This is a genomic window from Natrinema amylolyticum, from assembly GCF_020515625.1.
Lineage (GTDB): Archaea > Halobacteriota > Halobacteria > Halobacteriales > Natrialbaceae > Natrinema > Natrinema amylolyticum.
Window position 1 is genome coordinate 67,680 of record NZ_JAIWPJ010000007.1, and the last position, 18,369, is coordinate 86,048.

At 59.8% G+C, this 18,369-nt stretch carries 16 protein-coding genes and 2 pseudogenes; 11 read left to right on the forward strand and 7 right to left on the reverse strand.

From position 1 onward, the window contains the following. Positions 1-111: 111 nt before the first annotated feature. Positions 112-1,020, forward strand: a complete 909-nt coding sequence (locus tag LDH66_RS22015; protein WP_226483225.1) for a phosphatase PAP2 family protein — start codon at positions 112-114, stop codon at positions 1,018-1,020. A 326-nt stretch (positions 1,021-1,346) separates the two neighbouring features. Then, entirely contained in the window at positions 1,347-1,751 is a 405-nt protein-coding gene (locus LDH66_RS22020) for a helix-turn-helix domain-containing protein (RefSeq protein ID WP_226483226.1), read from the forward strand. Positions 1,752-1,756: 5 nt separating this feature from the next. Here LDH66_RS22020 and LDH66_RS22025 read toward each other — a convergent pair whose 3' ends face one another. Further along, the gene (locus tag LDH66_RS22025) at positions 1,757-2,317 is read right to left on the reverse strand and encodes a class I SAM-dependent methyltransferase (protein WP_226483279.1); all 561 of its coding nucleotides are present in this window, start codon (positions 2,315-2,317) and stop codon (positions 1,757-1,759) included. Between the two features lie 194 nt (positions 2,318-2,511). Between LDH66_RS22025 and LDH66_RS22030 the strand changes: the two genes are divergently transcribed. Together LDH66_RS22030 and LDH66_RS22035 are read left to right on the forward strand one after the other, a co-directional pair. After that, a complete protein-coding gene (locus LDH66_RS22030) occupies positions 2,512-3,633 on the forward strand; it encodes an MBL fold metallo-hydrolase (RefSeq protein WP_226483280.1) in 1,122 nt (373 codons plus the stop codon). Between the two features lie 113 nt (positions 3,634-3,746). Beyond that, a complete protein-coding gene (locus LDH66_RS22035) occupies positions 3,747-5,036 on the forward strand; it encodes an MFS transporter (RefSeq protein WP_226483227.1) in 1,290 nt (429 codons plus the stop codon). Positions 5,037-5,253: 217 nt separating this feature from the next. Here the strand turns inward: LDH66_RS22035 and LDH66_RS22040 are convergent, their stop codons facing one another. The 5 genes from LDH66_RS22040 to LDH66_RS22060 all read right to left on the reverse strand — a co-directional run bounded on the left by LDH66_RS22040 (position 5,254) and on the right by LDH66_RS22060 (position 8,903). Continuing rightward, the gene (locus LDH66_RS22040) at positions 5,254-6,720 is read right to left on the reverse strand and encodes an amidohydrolase family protein (protein WP_226483228.1); all 1,467 of its coding nucleotides are present in this window, start codon (positions 6,718-6,720) and stop codon (positions 5,254-5,256) included. 25 nt (positions 6,721-6,745) lie between these two features. After that, complete coding sequence (locus LDH66_RS22045) at positions 6,746-7,141, reverse strand: SpoIIAA family protein (RefSeq protein WP_226483229.1); 396 nt, start codon at positions 7,139-7,141, stop codon at positions 6,746-6,748. 77 nt (positions 7,142-7,218) lie between these two features. Then, positions 7,219-7,464 carry a methyltransferase family protein gene (locus tag LDH66_RS22050; protein ID WP_226483281.1) on the reverse strand — a complete coding sequence of 82 codons (246 nt, stop codon included), beginning with the start codon at positions 7,462-7,464 and terminating at the stop codon, positions 7,219-7,221. Between the two features lie 399 nt (positions 7,465-7,863). Further along, a complete protein-coding gene (locus LDH66_RS22055) occupies positions 7,864-8,391 on the reverse strand; it encodes a hypothetical protein (protein WP_226483230.1) in 528 nt (175 codons plus the stop codon). A 125-nt stretch (positions 8,392-8,516) separates the two neighbouring features. Continuing rightward, positions 8,517-8,903: an SHOCT domain-containing protein gene (locus LDH66_RS22060; RefSeq protein ID WP_226483231.1), complete on the reverse strand. Its 387-nt coding sequence runs from the start codon at positions 8,901-8,903 to the stop codon at positions 8,517-8,519. A 272-nt stretch (positions 8,904-9,175) separates the two neighbouring features. On the opposite strand from LDH66_RS22060, the pseudogene LDH66_RS22065 reads away from it, so the two are divergent. The 4 genes and pseudogenes from LDH66_RS22065 to LDH66_RS22080 all read left to right on the forward strand — a co-directional run bounded on the left by LDH66_RS22065 (position 9,176) and on the right by LDH66_RS22080 (position 13,563). Further along, positions 9,176-9,531 (forward strand): annotated as a pseudogene (locus tag LDH66_RS22065) (four-helix bundle copper-binding protein). A gap of 249 nt (positions 9,532-9,780) precedes the next feature. Next, positions 9,781-10,782: a potassium channel family protein gene (locus LDH66_RS22070; protein ID WP_226483232.1), complete on the forward strand. Its 1,002-nt coding sequence runs from the start codon at positions 9,781-9,783 to the stop codon at positions 10,780-10,782. A 183-nt stretch (positions 10,783-10,965) separates the two neighbouring features. Continuing rightward, on the forward strand, positions 10,966-11,163 hold the full coding sequence (locus LDH66_RS22075) for a heavy-metal-associated domain-containing protein (RefSeq protein WP_226483233.1): 198 nt from the start codon (positions 10,966-10,968) through the stop codon (positions 11,161-11,163). A gap of 135 nt (positions 11,164-11,298) precedes the next feature. Then, positions 11,299-13,563, forward strand: coding sequence for a copper-translocating P-type ATPase (locus LDH66_RS22080; RefSeq protein WP_226483234.1), 2,265 nt, complete (start codon positions 11,299-11,301; stop codon positions 13,561-13,563). Positions 13,564-13,604: 41 nt separating this feature from the next. On the opposite strand, the gene LDH66_RS22085 is transcribed toward LDH66_RS22080, so the two are convergent. Beyond that, a complete protein-coding gene (locus tag LDH66_RS22085) occupies positions 13,605-13,844 on the reverse strand; it encodes a HalOD1 output domain-containing protein (RefSeq protein WP_226483235.1) in 240 nt (79 codons plus the stop codon). A gap of 934 nt (positions 13,845-14,778) precedes the next feature. Here LDH66_RS22085 and LDH66_RS22090 point away from each other — a divergent pair. The 3 genes and pseudogenes from LDH66_RS22090 to LDH66_RS22100 all read left to right on the forward strand — a co-directional run. Further along, a pseudogene (locus tag LDH66_RS22090) lies at positions 14,779-14,898 on the forward strand (four-helix bundle copper-binding protein); the annotation flags it as partial. A 188-nt stretch (positions 14,899-15,086) separates the two neighbouring features. Next, positions 15,087-17,012: a glycoside hydrolase family 15 protein gene (locus LDH66_RS22095; RefSeq protein ID WP_226483236.1), complete on the forward strand. Its 1,926-nt coding sequence runs from the start codon at positions 15,087-15,089 to the stop codon at positions 17,010-17,012. Beyond that, entirely contained in the window at positions 17,005-18,366 is a 1,362-nt protein-coding gene (locus LDH66_RS22100) for a vitamin K epoxide reductase family protein (protein ID WP_226483237.1), read from the forward strand. The genes LDH66_RS22095 and LDH66_RS22100 overlap by 8 nt, the downstream gene beginning before the upstream one ends. The last annotated feature ends 3 nt before the right edge of the window (positions 18,367-18,369 follow it).

The following is an 18,369-nucleotide window of genomic DNA, read 5'->3' on the forward strand; positions in this document are numbered from 1 at the left end:
TAATACCAGTAGTTGGTAATACGGCTTCTTTATTCAAAAGGAGGGTCGAAACTCACGTTCAGTATAGGCCAAGGGCATAACAGCACTGAGCCGATAACTCTCTGTACGAATATGTTCACACGGGACCGCGGTATCGGAGTCACCGAGGCGCTTCACGGATCGGCGCAGGACCCAGTTCTCGTGCTCTTCGCATTACTTACGCAACTCGGCGACGTCTGGTTCCTTTTTCTGTTAGGCGGCGCGCTCTACGTCGCTGGCGACGAGTTCCCGCGGTGGGGGATCGATCGGCGGCGTGGCCTGTTCGTCCTCGGACTCCTGCTCACCTACGTTGCTCTCATCGGGGTACTCAAGCAGTTTTTCTCGCTCCCGCGGCCACCTGGGGCGGGTGATCCCCCCGCCATTCGATGGGTTCCATCCGTCCTGCAGGCGGTGTTCGCGAACATCGCGACGGGGGACGGGTTCGGATTTCCGAGCGGGCACGCTTTCGGGAGTACGCTGGTATGGGGCGGGTTCGCGCTCGTCGTCGTGGAGGACGAACTGTCGCGCGTATGGCTCGGAGTCGCGGGCGTCGTCGTCGGTCTCGTCTCGCTCTCGCGGCTCGTCCTGGGGGTCCACTACCTCGTCGACGTCGTGGCCGGAGCCGGCCTCGGGCTGGTGGTACTGGGTGTGCTCTACGTGATCACCGACCGCGGCACTGCCCCCGGTCGCGTGCTCCTCGTTGCCGTAGCCGTCGGGGCGCTGGGGTTGATACATGGGTTCACCTTCGAGAGCGTGGCTGCGCTCGGAAGCGCCCTCGGCGCGTGGCTCACTTGGCATGGCATTGCCGATTCGACGCCAGCCCACCCGTCGAACCGCAGAGAGGCCGGTACTGGATTTGCCGTCCTCGGACTCGCGGGCGGTTTCTTTGCCCTCCTGTATGCTTTCGAACCACCACTGTTGGTCACGTTTTGCGGCTCCGCCATCGCCGTCAGTGGTGCTGTGGTCGCCCCATTGGCCGGTCAGAAACTCCTCGATCGGTGAAGTGCTCGACCACTGGGCTGAGAGGCGGCCAGGGTATTCGTCTCCACGGACGAACAATACGCAGACGTACTTAGCAAATTACCCATCTCAGTTTCAGACGTATTTCTGAATAAATAAACTGTGCTACCAACAACTGATACGGTAAGCATCGCACTCTTCTGCGGGGCGACGATCGCGGTCAGCACTGCGATGTGCTCTCGACGGTCTGTGTACTTCGGCAGAAGCGAATCGGAACACGGTGTCGGCTCGTGTCGTCATAGATGGGCACAGTATTGTGCTAACTATGCAAATACTTTTGAGTGACAGGCACCTAGTACCGGTAACTGATGCCTGACTCGATGAGTGAAATGCTTCGGCAGGATATGCAGTGTGAGGGCCTGCTGGAGTGTTTCCACAATCTCAAAGAAATCGACAAAGACGTGTTCCGACTACTGAACGAAGCCAGCGAGCCGCTCACCGTCGACGAAATTGCGGACGAAATCGACCGTGAGCGGTCGACCGCCTACCGGTCCGTCAAGCGGTTGATGCAGGCTGGGTTCATTCAGAAAGAGCAGGTCAACTACGATCAAGGCGGGTACTATCACGTCTATCTCCCGCGAGACGCCGACGAGATCGCCCAGGAGATGCAGCGGATGCTCAACGACTGGTACGCACAAATGGGCCAGCTCATCGGCGAATTCAGCGAAAAATACGGCGACACGTCCAGTCAGCCGCCGACCGTCGAAAGCTGATCTCTCTATTCTCGAACAGCGACGAGAATGAACGTCTCAGTTCGTGTCGCCTGATGTCGAATTTTGAAGCCATGATTCCGGAGCGAGGAGGCTGTCTCTTCGGCAGCAAATCGTTCGTCCAAGGGCGGACCTGTTTCTCCCAGTTCTTCGGCTGACCAGTCAGCGATAACGAGACGACCATCCGGACAAATGGCCCGTGCGAGCTCTCGCAGCGCATCTGAACCGGCAAACTCGTGATAGGTCATCGTCGAAACTGCTACGTCGAGAAAGCTGGTGTCGAACGGGAGGTCACTGATTTCTGCTGTGATGAGCTCAACGTTCACCGGTACGCCTTTGTCACGATAGTAGTCGTGCATCGCTTCCTGTACGTCGACAGCATACACCTCGCCTACGTGCGGAGCGAGGTCGTCAGTATAGAAGCCCGTCCCGCTTCCGAGATCAGCGATAACCTCCTCGTCTGATGGAGAGACACTCCAGAGGAGTTCTTCCGCAGAGAGATACCGGTAACGAGACGCCGAATCTTCTAGCTTCTCGGCCTGTTCAACCTCGAATGTATGATAGCCTATAGTGTGCAGTTGTGGCTAAACTATGTAAGGATTAGCGCTGTCACCTCCGAAGATGAGTAAAGAAGTCATCAAACCTCCGTGTACTGTCTGCTGCGTATTTCCGATAGATAGCCCAAATCATAGATATGAACGGAATCACCTCTGGTATTTCGACCAACGGATTTAATAGGTGCTGTTTCATAGTATTGGGTATAATGAGCAATACTACGATCGCCCCTTCGGAAGTCGCTCGACGCGTCCAAGAAGACGACGCCGAGGATCTCTTCATCCTCGATGTCCGCAACGAGGACGATTACGACGAGTGGCAGATTTCCGGGAGTGTGAACATTCCCGTTTACGATGAACTGCTGGACTACGATTACTCCACGCTGGAGTCGCATCTCGATGAGCTGCCCGGAAATGAAGAAATCGTAGTCGTCTGCGTTGCCGGTGTCACGTCGGCGCGCGCCGCCGAATTCCTCCGCGAGCACGGCTTCGACGCTAAGTCGATCGACGGCGGAATGAATGGCTGGGGCCGAGTTCACCGCCAGTACGAAATTCAGGACGTCAACGGGATCATCCAGATCGTCCGCCCCGGCACGGGATGCGTCTCGTACCTCGCTTACGACGATGGTGAAGCCATCGTCGTCGACCCAAGCCAGTACATCGACCAGTATCTCAACGCAGCAGACGAACGTGATCTCGAGATCGTCGGCGTCGCCGATACCCACGCACACGCCGACCACGTTTCTGGTGCTCGTCAGCTCGCCGGCGAACTCGACGTACCGTACTACTTGCATGAAGACGACGCTGGCGAACTCGACAGCGTCGCGGAACTCGAGGACGATGAAACGATTGCTGTCGGGAACCGCGAACTCGACGTGATTTACACGCCAGGCCACACGCCCGGGAGCGTCTCGTTCCAGTTCGACGATGCACTCCTCTCCGGGGACACGCTATTTCTGCGCAGCGTCGGCCGGCCTGACCTCGAGGATAGTGCCGAAGACGCAGTTCGCGAAGCGGCTGGCCAGTTGTTTGATAGTTTGGATCAGCTGACGAATCTGGCCGATGAGACTGTTGTCCTACCGGGCCACTTTAGCGACGAAGAGATTCGTCCGCTCGCTACCGAACTCGGAAAGCTCAGAGAGGAAACGACGAATGAACTTCTGAGCTACGTCGAAGACAACGACGAAACGGCGTTCGTCGAAACCATCGTGGAGAGTCTCGCTGACGAGCCCGCGAACTACAACGAGATCAAGCAGATTAACTGGGGAAAGCAGCCCGGCGGGGACACTGAAGCGCTCGAACTCGGCCCGAACAACTGCGCCGCCAACTAAAGAGATCGAATTGATTCGATTCTATCACCATCTGTGACCTATGTAGCGGCATTATCGATGGAGGGTTGGCCGACCTCGAACTCGGCCAGAACCGTTGTGCAGCCGAGTAACCTATGAGCGAGCAAACCGACCTGAAACAGGGGATTCGCGAGCACCTTGGACAGTTCTCGCTGCACGTCCTACTAGTGTTCGCGACCGGCTTGACGATTGGCTCGGAACGGACGGTCGTTCCCCTCCTGGGCGAGGACGTGCTCGGCGTCGAGTCGTTTTTCGTCATCGCCTCGTTCGTCGTCTCCTTCGGCTTCGTCAAGGCGCTGCTCAATCTCTACGCTGGCAAGTGGGGCGAGGAGTACGGCCGCAAGCCGGTGCTGGTACTTGGCTGGATCACTGCGCTTCCGATCCCAGTGATCCTCATCTACGCCCCGAGCTGGAGCTGGATCACCGTCGGGAACATCCTCTTAGGGATCAATCAGGCGCTGACTTGGAGTATGGCGATCAACGCCAAGATCGACATCGCCGGCCCCGAGCAGCGCGGGCTCGCCGTCGGTATCGACGAGGCGTTCGGCTACACCGGCGTCGCGGCGGGCGCGTGGATCACGGGCGTCATTGCAGGGCAGACGAGCCTCCGGCCAGAGCCGTTCTACTTCCTCGCAGTAGTGGTCGTCCTGGCGACGCTCATCTCGGTTTTCCTCATCAGGGAGACAGTACAGCTCGCCCAGTTGGAAGGCGACGACGATCATCACGATGCGAACTTGCCGTTCAAGGAGGTTCTGAAGCGCGCGACCTATGGTGACCGAACATTGTTTGCTGCGGCCCAGGCCGGTCATATCGAGAACTTCGTTGACACACTGTTCTGGATCGCCGTGCCGCTATATCTCACGAGTCAAGGGCTGGCTATTGAGGCCGTCGGCGTGGTCGTCGGCGTCCACAGCGCGATGTACTTTCTCCAGATCGGGACCGGTGGCCTCGCCGACCGCATCGGTCGACGCCCGCCAGTCATCGCGGGGATGTTCCTCGCAGGTGGCGGCGTCTTCGGGATGGTGTTCGTCGATAGCTACCTCACTTGGGCTATCCTGTCCGGGGTCTCGGGGTTGGGGATGGCGCTGCTCTATCCGAACCTGATGACCGTCCCGAGCGATGCGGCCCATCCGACTTGGCGGTCGGCCGGGATGGGCGTCTACCGAATGTGGCGCGACGCCGGCTACGGCGTCGGCGCGATCTTGATCGGCCTCTCGATGGAATTCGTGAACGCCGAGGCCGCCTTCTACATGACCGCGATATTGATGTTCGTTTCAGGGGCCATCGTATACCTGTGGATGGAAGAGACTCATCCCGACTTTGGTACTCACGAACCCTCGGCGCCTGCGACGGAAGCACCTGGACGACCGATACCTGAAGACTGAGGATTGCTTTTTCTGACCGTATCGGATCTCGTTTCTTCGAACTGGTCGCGTATCTTCGAACGATGTTCTGTGATGAGAATGTGCAAGCACCTGCCGCATCTTGATCCATTCAACCCTGAATCAAACCTGGATTAATAGATCCAGAAGAGACATTTCTCGATTTGGCTCTATTGGAACAGCACACGTTATGGTCACCGATCGCTACCCATCTTGAACTTCAAAACGGGAATCTGTCCCTGACCGACTGGAACGCGAGCCGCCCGAGCAATTGGGCGGGGCCGCGCTTTGGTAGGTCACGGGCGACATCCATCGTACTCGGCGGCTCACTTCCACCAATCCCGAGTTCCCAGTCCGTCTCCGACTCGAAGCGGTCGACCGCAGATTCGACCCGCTTACACACGGCGTTGGTGTCCATCGTCTTGACCTCGCCGTCCTCCATCAGTACGTCGCCGTCGACGATAACCGTCTCCACGTCGGCGGGCACCGCGTTGTTGGCAACCTGTGCCGGGATATTGGTCAGTGGCGTGAACTTCGGCTGTTCGACGTCGAGCAGGATGATGTCGGCGCGCTTGCCGGGTTCGAGACTGCCAATCTCGTCGCCGACACCCAGTGCCTCTGCTCCCTCAATGGTGAGCATCCGAACCAGTTCCATCGAGTCGTACTGGCCAGCGGATCGCTTGAGGTTGGCCGCGAGCCGAGCCTGTCGCGCTTCGCCGAACATATTGTAAGAGTCGTGCCAGTAGTGGTCGTCGATGCCCAACCCGACATCGATACCCGCGGCGCGCAGTTCTGGTACCGGCGTCCATTGGACGTCGCCATCCGTGTTCCAGTAGCAGAAGATCGACGGACAGTGCGCGACCGACGCGTCCGCGTCGGCAGTGCGCTGGACGTCCTCGTCGTCGGCGAGGCGAAAGTGGGCGGCCACCAGACGGTCGTCGAGGAGCCCGACATCGTCGAGGAGGTCAAGCGAATCCTCGGCGCCGTTTGACCGCGCCATCGTGTTGCTCTCCTTGAGTTCGAGCAGGTGCGTGTGGACGAGCAGATCAGAATATTCGTCGGCGAGGGCGGCGGTACGCTCCCAAAGTTTACGGGTACACGACCAGTCGTCGTGGGGATTGATCGTCGCCCGGATGCGGCCGTCGTAGGTGTCGTGGTACTTGTCGATGAACGTGCGGGCGCGGGCGAACTGCTCGTCGATTGAGACGTCCCAGAAGAGGTCGGAGAGCGCCATTCCGAAGAACCCGCGGAGGCCCGCCTCGCCGAACGTCTCTGCACCCGCGCTCGGCCGAACGTCCATCGAATTGACAGTGGTGACGCCGCCTGCGAGGAAGTTCAGTGCCGCGAGTTCGTACCCCGCCTCGGTGAGGGGGTCGTACTCACCCTCGGCGATGTGGCTGTAGATGGCGGTCATCCCGCTCATCATCTCCAACAGGTCAAGGTCGCTGAACGCGCCGATCAGTGGCGTCAGCTCGAGATGGGTGTGGGCGTTGACGAGACCCGGCATCACGAGTGTACCCTCACCGTCGATGACGCGGGCGGCCACGATGTCTGCATCATCGTCCCGAGACGACCGCACCTCAGTGATGCGGCCGTCCTCAATGAGCACTGTTCCTCGTTCGTAGAGCCGATTTCTGTCGTCGACCGTGAGAACGAATGCGTCGTGAATCGCGATGTCAACCGTCATTTGCGCCTACTATTCAGATTTTCATCTAATTTCTCTTATTGGTACCCGTTTTCACCCAGTTGAAAGCGCGGGCACGGTCCGGGAGTTCGAAAAAGCGCATCTCGTCTGGAGCGACTGGCCAGACCGTGGTGATCACGCGCCATTGATAGAAGAGAAGCTTGGCCCAACGGGAATCACCGACTGCGGCATATCGACCGATGTCAAACGACGGCCCCTGCCGCAGGTCGGGGACGATGCCGCGTAGGTTCGACAGAGACGTCCTCAACGTCCAGCTTGGCGCCTCCTCGTACATGTGGACTGTGTCGTATTCTACGGTTGTCTCTGTGAGACGATCATACAGTTTTCTGAACCCTTCTGTCGTACAGGTTCCAACACGGACGGCGACAACATCATCGGCAGTTGCTTTGAGCACGTCGAACATCGGGTCAAGACTACTCGCCGTGGACATGAGGTCAGAGTGAGTGGTCAGTCATTAGTGAATTATTACTGATGGCCAGACTATTCGCGCAAGAGACGCTTCACCGACTCCATACTGATAAACCGCGGTGCCTGTTCGCAATACTCCTCGTATTCGTTGCCGTAGTGTTCACGGAGCCAGGGTTCTTCGGCGAATGGGAAGAGGATATAGACGAGGGAGGTCAGGAAACCATGCACCGCTAGTTTCCGTGAGTTTGCCACAAGAATCGTCCCGACAATGAAGGTGACAAATCCGACGCTTTGTGGATTCCGAGTATATTCGTAGATGCCATCGGTGAGAAGGTCTCCTCTCGTCCACTACTTTCCATCCACCCGAGTTCGAAGAGTGCCGAGAGAGAAAACACCATGCCGAGCACCGAGAGGAGCGCACCGCCAATCCGAAGGGGTGTACTCGAGACGCGAAAGGAGTCCCAATCACGGTAGGCTAGCACGAGAAACCCGGTGAAGACAATCGAAAGTACAGACCAGTTGAACCACCATCGCCATCTGCTGTCGCCAATCGGCCAGAGACGACGGTCTGGAACAAGTGCACTGACGACGTACCCAATAATCAAGACGGCATCAGCGACGATCATGGTAAGGAGAGTTCGATCTGATCGGGAAGCCATAGACAAAGTTGGTTCCTGTCAGGACAAAATCGTTGCTGCCCATGACGACCACAACCGTTCAGGTGACCGTTTGCGTCATTCGTCGGTACCCTTCGTACACAGCCGGCATTCCGAGGGGGAGTGCGAGGAGTCCGAACCCGAGGAGGGCGTACTTGGCCCCATTCTGTCGTCGTACCGCGAGGATCATCGCGACGATACCGAACAGTGCAATCACATAGGCGGTGTTACTCCAGATTACGTCGTACGAGGAGCAGTACAGCCAGCATACGAACGTATAGGAGGGAGCGTTCCAAGTCGGCGGATTGAGTTTCGGCCAAAAGAACCGACAGTACGTCGTCCAGCCGAGCATAGCCAGCGTGGGAAAGCCAGCGAGCCACAGCGTCGAGTCGAGCGGCGTCCTTGCTCCGAATCGCCTGTAGCCAGCGAGGAACAACGTTGGAAATCCGAGGATCCATAGCCAGATGCCGAGTGTGTACGTTACTGGCCAGTGTTCGATCCGTGGCTGCTCAAAGGGGAGGCGGAGCGACTCCGGCAGTGTCGCCCACGGGAACGAGGGGTCAGGGACTGGGTTCGTGACGAACGCCACCAGACAGAGTCCCGTTCCAACGAATAGTCCGTACAGGCCCAGTGTCGTATATCGGTCAAGCCAGGCAGGGAGCGACGGTTGTCCCGTCGTGTGGCCGTGGTCGGATGGTCTCGTCATTCCTTGTATCAGTCTTGCCGTGACTCCGTGTCGCGTTCGAGTGCCTCTCGTCGCTGTTCGTATTCCTCGTCGGTCAACTCGCCGCGAGCGTATGCGAGCCGGAGTTCTTCGAGCGCTTGGTCTGAATCACTCTCACTGCTAGCGACTGCCCTGTAGATGAGGTAGCCACCGCCGACGATGGCAGCCAGGAATAGGAGTTGCATCACGATTCCGACGATAAACATCCACCCCGACATCGTTCCGTCGCCCCACATTCCTCCGCCCCACATCCCGCCCATCATCGACCCGTATCCCATCATCCCGAAGCCCATGAAGAACATCGGGAAGATGACGAACGCACCGATGATAATGAGGAGAATCGTGACCAGCCGTGTATCGTCAGTTTGTTTTGGCATATGTGTACCTCCGTGAGCCCGCCTCTAGTATTAAGTACGTGACTCCGATTCAATGCGATTTCGCCTTAGAACCACATAGAATTGGACTCTGTGAGTTTTGAACCCATAGCAAGTATCACTTGAATACCATTATATTAGGGAAATCTGCAATGGAGGAACCTTAATACTGTTTGTCTCCGATGACCAACACGTTAGCAGTTCAGAAGCAGGGCTAAGCCCTTGCAGTTGCAGGCTGATGGTTTATTCAGTTTTCGAATACTTTCTCGGGTAGAATGTTACTCCCAGAAACCGTCTCGAAGATCGAGAGTCTGAACGACGAGCAACGCGACTGCATCGAGAACTGTAACGAGGCCGCAGAGGTCTGTGAGTGGTGTGCGGACGAGTGTCTCTGGATGGAGGAGATGGAAGAGTGCGCCCGGATCTGCCGGGACGTCGCCGACCTCACGTCGATGCACGCCCGCTTCATGGCCCGCGGGTCGAACTACAGCGGTCAGCTCGCCCAGGCTTGTGCCGAGGCGTGCGAGGACTGCGCCGACGAGTGTGAGAACCACGACGCCAACCACTGCCACCTCTGTGCGGAGGCCTCCGAGAGTGCGCCGAAAGTTGCCGCCAGATGGCGAACGCATAACCGAACGACCGGTGGAACCTCCATTTTTCATCATCAAACTGCGCACTAATCACGGAGAATCCTATAGGTCTCTCCAGAATCGAACAAACCCGTCACACTACCAATCAGAGAAGACTTTCCGGCCTGAAGACTAACTAGATGGTGTGAATAGTCAGGTTCTGCACCAACCCGAATTACCAATCTCTCTAGCAATCTTGCTGGTGAAATCGTCTGCAAGTGTATCGACTGTCCCATCGGGAGGTGTACAAAATGAATCTGCTCTACCTCGGTGTTGGCGTGGTCCTACTCCTGTTGGCCGTGGTCGACCTTCTCTGGACAACGCTGTGGGTCGAGGGGAGGGCTGGTCCCCTCACGTCCCGACTGATGTCCAATACTTGGGAGGTACTCAAGAAGGTGGCCGGTGAGCGGCCCCGCGTACTCTCGTTTTCCGGACCGTTGATTCTCGTTCTCGGGCTCACCATGTGGATTGCACTGCTCTGGAGCGGATGGACGTTGCTCTTCGCAGGCGGCGAGGAGACTCTAATCGATACGCGAAACACCGGTCCAATCTCCTGGACGGAGCGGTTCTACTTCGTCGGCTACACGGTCTTCACGATGGGGAACGGGGATTTCACGCCGAACGGCGGGATCTGGCAGGTCGCAACCGCGCTCACGACGGCCAGCGGGATGCTCTTCGTCACACTCAGTGTCACGTATGTTCTCAACGTCCTCAGCGCCGTCACACAGAAACGCTCACTGGCGAGCAGCATCCACGGACTCGGTGGACAGAGTACGGAGATTCTCGAAACGAGCTGGGACGGCGACTCGTTCCAAGGACTAGACGGACCGCTAAACCTGATCGCGAACCAGCTCGGTACGCTGACAGCGAACCACAAAGCGTACCCCATCCTCCACTACTTCTTCACGACAGAGCGGTCGCAGGCACCGACGACAAACATAGCCATATTAGACGAGACGCTCACGCTTCTCCGGTTCGGTGTCGACCCAGAGCACCGTCCGAGTGAGCCAACTATCACGCAAACTCGGTCGAGCGTCCAGACGTACCTCGATGAACTCGAGAGCGGATTCGTCGGACCAGCATCACAGCCCCCACCTGCCCCCGACCTCGAACAGTTGCGCGACAGTGGGATCCCGACTGTTTCGGACGAGGGGTTTACCAACTCGCTTGTGGAGGTGGACGACCGATGTCGACTTCTACTGGGCCTCGTTGAATCGGATGCACGAAACTGGCCCAACACCGACAGCCAGTAGGAAATTACCGCCAAGTCATGTCATGAGCAACACATCCCTCACCTGTTCTTATCGGTACCCTCTCCAAATCTATCACTAACGGAGGGTTTCAACTGGGCCTTTGATTCCAAAGTTTGGACCCCACTGTACCAGGATGATAGAAGGGAAAAACCGCTAAAGAAAGAGAACCGTATGTATTTCTGTATGACGACGACCATCTCCGTAGAGGGAATGACTTGCGGTCACTGTGAGCAGACGGTCGAAGAGGCGCTTCAAGATGTGTCCGGTGTGACCGACGTGATCGTCGACCGAGAGGACGAACAGGCGAGCGTCGATGATGACGTGGACGCCACGGCCCTCGTAGAAGCCGTCGAAGAGGCCGGGTACACCGCTCACACCTAAGGAGAACATGGAGCGATCCTAGGCGAACGGCCCCACCGTTCTCTTCGGAGTTTGTCCATACTGATCCTAATATACGGTTTCAGGGGGTGAACATTCAGGAAGCCGGCGGATCTACTGTAATAGAGAGAATGACTCATGGAAGACCACGAAGATACAAATGAGAACCCCACGGAAGGGGAAAATCAGCAGGATAACGGCAGTCACCACCAGTATGGATCCGGCGACCATGATGAAGCGGTTGACGAGGCTGACGAGCAACGAGTAGAACAGGAGCTACTAGAGGTGGAGGCTCAATCTGCCGCCGAGGACGAGGCGGCTCCCCACGAGCAGCACGAGCACGCCGAACACGAGGGCGAAGGACACGACCACGGCGAGGGCCATGGAGGGATGCACGAGGGCCACGAGCAGATGTTCCGCCGGCGCTTTTTCGTCTCAACATTCCTGTCAATTCCCGTCCTCCTGTACAGCGAAACGTTGCAGGGATGGCTTGGATTCACCGTCCCAGCGTTCCCAGGGAGCGAATGGATCAATCCCGTTTTCGCGGTCATCGTCTTCGCGTACGGCGGGATTCCATTCCTCCAGATGGCGGTGCCGGAGCTGAAAGACCGGTCACCGGGGATGATGACGCTGATCTCGATGGCCATCACAGTCGCGTTCGTCTACAGCCTGGCCACCGTCATCTTCCCTGCACAGTCGGCGTTCTTCTGGGAGCTCGTCACGCTGATCGACATCATGCTGCTAGGCCACTGGATCGAGATGCGGTCGGTACGCCGTGCCTCGAGCGCGATCGACGAACTGGCGAAGCTAATGCCCGATACCGCCGAGCGGATCACCGACGACGGGGAGACCGAGGAAGTCCCGGTGAGCGAACTCTCCGAGGGTGACCTCGTGCTCGTTCGGCCGGGTGCGAGTGTCCCTGCTGACGGCATCGTTGAAGAGGGTGATTCGGACGTTGAGGAGGCGATGATTACGGGCGAGTCGAAACCGGTCTCGAAGGAACCCAGCGACGAGGTCATCGGCGGGACGATTAACGGCGACGGAAGTCTCCGCGTGCGCGTCGGTGCGACAGGCGAGGAGACGACGCTCGCGGGCATCATGCGACTTGTCGACGAAGCCCAACAGAGCAAGTCCCAAACGCAAGTGCTAGCCGACAGAGCGGCCGGCTGGCTGTTCTACGTCGCCCTCACGGCGGCAGTCGTGACAGCAATCGCGTGGACAGTCGCGGTGTCGTTCAACGCAACGGTTATCGAGCGGGTCGTCACGGTGCTCGTCATCGCCTGCCCACACGCACTCGGGCTCGCCATCCCGCTCGTGGTCGCGATCAACACGTCGCTCGCCGCTCGCAACGGGATGCTCGTGCGCGACCGCATCGCGATGGAAGACGCACGGAATCTGGACGCCATCATCTTCGACAAGACCGGGACTCTCACTGAAGGCGAACACGGCGTCGTCGACATGGCGACCGTCGACAGCATCGACGAAGATGACGCATTCGCGCTGGCGGCGGCCGTCGAGAGCGACTCCGAGCACATGATTGCGCGAGCCATCCGCGAAGCCGCCGAAGAGCGAGACCTCACTACTCCCGACGCGACCAACTTCGAGGCCATCAAAGGTAGGGGCGTCCGAGCGAACGTCGACGGAAGCGAGATGTACGTCGGCGGGCCGAACCTGTTGACCCAACTCGATCGGGACGTTCCCGATCATCTCCAACGCTTCGCTGACGAAGCCGGGCAGAACGCACAGACGGTCGTGTATCTCGTCCATGAGGGAGAGTTGATTGCCGCCTTCGCGATGGCCGACGTGATCCGAGAGGAGAGTTTCCGCGTCGTCGACGCGCTGCACGACCTCGGCATCGAGGTAGCAATGCTGACCGGCGACTCCGAGGACGTCGCCAACGCCGTCGCCGACGAACTGGGCATCGACACAGTGTTCGCGGAGGTCCTCCCCGAGGACAAGGACAAGAAAGTCCAGGAGCTCCAAGATCAAGGGAAGCTCGTAGGGATGGTTGGAGACGGCGTGAACGACGCGCCGGCGCTGACGCGGGCCGACGTCGGAATCGCGATCGGGAGCGGGACCGACGTCGCGGTCCAGTCGGCAGATGTCATCCTCGTCCAGAACAACCCGATGGACGTGGTTCGGCTCGTGAAACTCAGCAAGGCGAGCTACCGGAAGATGCAGGAGAACATCGTCTGGGCGGCCGGATACAACGTCTTCGCACTCCCGCTTGCGGCGGGCGTCCTTGCGCCGATTGGGATTCTGCTGTCACCCGCTGTGGGGGCTCTTCTGATGTCCTTGAGTACAGTTATCGTCGCAATCAACGCGCAGTTGCTCCGGCGCGTTGATCTGTCTCTCCCGAACCTTTCAGGATCGGCACCACCAACCGATGCTGACACTGTCTAGCTAAGGAGTGAACAGGTCGAAAATCAAACTGTTCGATTATTCTATTGATGCATCTGTGGAATGTGAGACGCCGTCGATGAGTATCTGTTTCTCAGCGTGACTGTGATTTGATGGTCTGAATATTGAAAAGTAAAGCTCCACTTCCCGTGGTCGACCTCATCAAGTTTAGCTAACACTTCAGGATCGATGTACTCGTATAGCGAATCGAGTTCCGTCGGATCGACCCCATCAGCGGTGGCCACAGCATCGATGACGGCGGCGATGAGATCAGTCTGAGTCACCTTCAGTCATCTCCAAGAAAACTCGACAGTTGTCGATCAAACTCTGGGGGACTTCATCAACCGAATTGAGTATTTTGGTTGTAACGAATGCTGCCTCAGCAAAGGTGGGGCCACGCTGGACACAGAACGGTTCGGATGCCCACCGAATGTATCCTGCATCAGCGAGTAGCGGAAGGTGGCGGTGGCGTAATTTGGTGGATAACGTCTCGGAACTCATCGATTGGTTAGGTGTTTCCGCGGCTTCGGGCAACGGGAGTCGTCGTTCGGCTGGTTCTTCTGATAAGGAAATTATGATAGCGCGTCGTGGTTCAGCTGATAACGCCTCAAACATCTGATTCCAGCGGCCAGCCCATTTTGTCTCTCCTGACGGGTCGATGACGTTTTGGTAACACCACACCATGTAGACATAAAAAGACTCGTGGCACAAGCTAACATGTGATCTTGATCAATAAGTACATTGTATCGAACCTTGAAGGGGACCAAACCGATTGTCCGTAGAGAGGTCAACGGAGTCAGTTCTGGGGCTGCTCAGTGGCCGCGTTGGTGGAAGCAGTCCTGGCAGCTTCCCTCGAAGCCCACGAATATCGACCCGTCCACTTCGTCCGCTGATGCGATCAGCAGGACATCGAGAACCTCAACAACCTCACCGGACGGCAGCTCCAGCGTTACCGCGTCTGGAGGCGAGATTAGGGCGACATCTCGACGGTCTCGGAGAAAACTCAGATGGACACCCTCCGCGTGTTCATTCGCTGACTCGAGACTGTCGACGGCGTTGAACAAGACCTCAGAAAGAAAGTTCTCTCACCGAACATCACACCGAGCAGAACGCCCGCGACGTGATGCTGGACAGTAACCGCGCCACCAGCGTGCTCGCTGAACTCGAGAAGTACCACTACGCGTCGATCGAACACGTCACGATCGCGCTCATGTGGCTGCCGAACTCTGTGAGGAGTGCGCCGATGGATGCGAACGGCACGACGCAGAACACTGCCAGGTCTGTGCGGACGTGCTCCGCGAATGCTCCGAGACCTGCCGGAACATGGCGTCAAGCTGATCGGGGGTGTAGAACCGAACCAACTTGCAGTGCGGTCGGCGTCGACCGGCCGCTCACGGGCCTCGATTCGATCCAGGCGACCCCAAGCTTGAACACCGGATTCGTGATATGCCATACGTGGCGCCGCTGCCCGCCCTCTCGCTCGTCGTTGACGAGACGGCGCCGACGATCCGACGATCGATACTATCATGCCCTCACCGAACGCGCAGGATGCCGGTACCGAGTGCAAGGAGCGCTCAGAGTACAGGCTGATCGGGGAGTACGGCGCCGTTGGCAACCTCGAAACCGTCGCCCTGATCGGCCGCGACGGCGCGGTCGACTGGTGTTGCTTCCCGCACATCGAGTCGCCGAGTCTGTTTGCCCGCCTGCTCGACAGCCGGCGCGGCGGCCACTTCACCGTCAGTCCGTCCGGCTCGTTCGAGGCGAGCCAGCGGTACCTCGATCGGACGAACGTTCTCCGGACGCGCTTCGAGACGGCGTCCGGCCGGGCGACCGTGACCGACTTCATGCCGGTCCCGACCACGACCGACGGCGTCGAGGACGCTCACCATGCGCTATACCGCAAAGTGGAGTGCGACGACGGCCCGATCGACCTGAACGTCCGATTCGAGCCCCGTTTCGACTACGCGCGGACGACGCCGTCCGTCAAGCGATCGCACCACGGCGTCGTCGCTCACGGGGACGGCGAGTCGGCGTTTCTCACGGGGTCGGTCGAGTTCGACGTTGAGGAAGGCGGCGCCGGCGCCTCGCTGACGCTCGAAGAGGGCGAGATGCGCTGGCTCGTCCTCGGCTACGACCGCGAGATTCCCGATCGGCCGGCTGAGCACCGGCGAGTGCTTGACGACGTCGTCGCGTACTGGCGGGACTGGGCCCACGAGTGTCCCGACGACGAGCCGTGTCCGATCGGCGGCCCGCAGCACGACCTGGCGGTCCGGTCGGCGCTGGCACTCAAGCTGCTGATCCACGACGATACGGGGGCGATCTGCGCCGCACCGACGACCTCGCTACCCGAGGATATTGGCGGTGTCCGGAACTGGGACTACCGGTACAACTGGATCCGCGACTCGGCCTTTACCGTCCAGGCGCTGGCCGAGCTCGGCCACGTCGAGGAGGCGAAAAACTACTTCGAGCTGTGTCTCTCGCACTGCTCCGGAGGGCTGCCGGCTGACATCCAGCCCGTCTACGGGCTGCACGGCAACGACGACCTGCCCGAGCGGACGCTTGATCACCTTTCGGGCTACCGGGACTCGGCGCCGGTCCGGGTCGGCAACGCCGCCCACGAGCAGCGACAGCTCGACATCTACGGCGAGCTGATCGTCGGCGTCCACGAGACGACGCGCTACGGCGCCGAGATCACCGACCGCGCCTGGGCGGCGATCCGGGACATCGTCGACTACGTCTGCGACGAGTGGTGTCAGCCCGACGTCGGGATCTGGGAGGTCCGGGGCGACCCGCAGAACTTCGTCTACTCGAAGGTGATGTGCTGGGCGGCGATCGACCGGGCACTCCGGATCGTCGACGAGACCGACTACGAGGGCCCCGTCGAGCGCTGGCGCGACGTTCGCGGGGAGATCAAGGAGACCGTCCTCGAGAAGGGGTACAGCGACGAACTCGACAGCTTCGTCCGCTCGTTCGAGGCCGACGACCAACTCGACGCCGCGACGCTGCGCATCCCGATGGTCGACTTTCTCCCGGCCGACGACGAGCGGGTCCGGGGGACGATCGACGCCGTCCAGGAGCGGCTGACGACCGACGACGGGCTGGTCGACCGCTTCGAGGGCGACGACGGGCTCCCCGGCGAGGAGGGCGCGTTCGTCGTCTGCTCGTTCTGGCTGGTCAACGCGCTCGCGCTTGCGGGACGGGACGACGAGGCCCGCGACCTGTTCGAGGACGTCTGCGAGTTCGTCAGCCCGCTCGGCCTGCTCTCGGAGGAGATCGACCCCGAGACGGGCGAGCTGCTGGGGAACTACCCGCAGGCGTTCAGCCAGATCGGGCTGATAAACGGCGCGCTCGCGCTCGACGACGCCGGAGAACGCGACGCGTCCTCCGAGCCCTCACTCGCTGACGCTCGCGAGGATGCGGGAGCTTCACGATCGGAGGATCAGGATGGCTGACAGCAACCGGAAGCAGGAGAGCGGAGGCGCACAGGACGACGGCGACGACATGCAGGAGCCCGGCGAGATGATGCTGAACCATCCGCTGAAGGAGCTCTGGATCCAGTACGGCATCATCTCACTGGGCATCTGGCTCGTGTTCGCCCCGACGGCCCACGGGTACGAGAGCGCGCTGATGACGTGGAACGACGTCGTCGCGGGGCTGGTGCTCGTCGCGCTCGGCGTCGTGACGATCTGGCGGAAGAACCCGTGGGCGTCGTACGCCAGCGGCGGCGTCGGCGTCTGGCTGCTGCTGGCGCCGCTGGTCTTTCACGCGCCGACGGCGGCCGCCTACCTCAACGACACGCTCGTGGGGATCCTGGTGATCATGTTCTCGATCATCATCATGATGCGCATGCGGATGGACGGGGCGGCGGTCCCCTCGGGCTGGTCGTACAATCCCTCGACGGCGGCCCAGCGGTTCCCGCTGATCGCGCTGGGCATGTTCGGCTTCTTCGCCTCGCAGTACATGGCGGCCTACCAGCTCGGTTACATTGACTACGTCTGGGACCCCTTCTTCGGCGACGGCACCGTCCAGATACTCGACTCGCGAGTGTCAGAGGCGTTCCCCGTCTCGGACGCCGGCCTGGGCGCCGTCGCGTACGCGATCGAGGCGCTGATGGGCTTTATGGGCGGCCGGAGCCGCTGGCGGACGATGCCGTGGATGGTGACCTTCTTCGGCATCGTCGTGATCCCGCTGGGGTTCGTTCAGGTACTGCTGGTCATCACCCAGCCGGTGCTCGTCGGAACGTGGTGTACCCTCTGTCTGCTGTCGGCGTTCGGAATGCTGTGGATGATCTCGCTCACCGTCGACGAGGTCGTCGCGATGGTCCAGCTGCTCGACCGGCGGACCGACGAGGACGCGTCGCTGTGGCACGCCTTCTGGATGGGCGGACACCTCTCCGAGGCGGACGCCGGCTTGAACGGGGACACCCGATCGGAGCGGAACCGGCCCGCGGGGATGTTCTGGGGGATCTCGATCCCGTGGTACCTGCTCGCGTCGATGGCGGTCGGCTTCTGGCTGATGCTCTCGCCGACGGTCTTCGACACCGGCGGGCTGCTCGCCGACAGCAGCCACCTCGCCGGCGCGCTCGTCGTCTCGATCGCGGTGATCGCGACGGGGGAGCCGGCTCGGGCGCTGCGGTTCGTCAACATCCCGCTCGGTGCGTGGATCGCGGTCGCGCCGTGGTTGTTTGGCGCGCCGACGCTGGCGACGTGGAGCGGCGTCGTCGCGGGTGTGCTGTTGATCCTCCTGAGCATCCCGCGGGGCCAGATCCGCGATCAGTACGGGTTCTGGCAGGAGTACATCGTGTAAGAA

Coding starts and splice junctions, on each gene's coding strand:
- LDH66_RS22015 (WP_226483225.1), top strand. CDS start 112: ATGTTCACACGGGACCGCGGTATCGGAGTCACCGAGGCGCTTCACGGA.
- LDH66_RS22020 (WP_226483226.1), top strand. CDS start 1,347: ATGCCTGACTCGATGAGTGAAATGCTTCGGCAGGATATGCAGTGTGAG.
- LDH66_RS22030 (WP_226483280.1), top strand. CDS start 2,512: ATGAGCAATACTACGATCGCCCCTTCGGAAGTCGCTCGACGCGTCCAA.
- LDH66_RS22035 (WP_226483227.1), top strand. CDS start 3,747: ATGAGCGAGCAAACCGACCTGAAACAGGGGATTCGCGAGCACCTTGGA.
- LDH66_RS22040 (WP_226483228.1), bottom strand. CDS start 6,720: ATGACGGTTGACATCGCGATTCACGACGCATTCGTTCTCACGGTCGAC.
- LDH66_RS22045 (WP_226483229.1), bottom strand. CDS start 7,141: ATGTTCGACGTGCTCAAAGCAACTGCCGATGATGTTGTCGCCGTCCGT.
- LDH66_RS22060 (WP_226483231.1), bottom strand. CDS start 8,903: ATGCCAAAACAAACTGACGATACACGGCTGGTCACGATTCTCCTCATT.
- LDH66_RS22070 (WP_226483232.1), top strand. CDS start 9,781: ATGAATCTGCTCTACCTCGGTGTTGGCGTGGTCCTACTCCTGTTGGCC.
- LDH66_RS22075 (WP_226483233.1), top strand. CDS start 10,966: ATGACGACGACCATCTCCGTAGAGGGAATGACTTGCGGTCACTGTGAG.
- LDH66_RS22080 (WP_226483234.1), top strand. CDS start 11,299: ATGGAAGACCACGAAGATACAAATGAGAACCCCACGGAAGGGGAAAAT.
- LDH66_RS22095 (WP_226483236.1), top strand. CDS start 15,087: ATGCCCTCACCGAACGCGCAGGATGCCGGTACCGAGTGCAAGGAGCGC.
- LDH66_RS22100 (WP_226483237.1), top strand. CDS start 17,005: ATGGCTGACAGCAACCGGAAGCAGGAGAGCGGAGGCGCACAGGACGAC.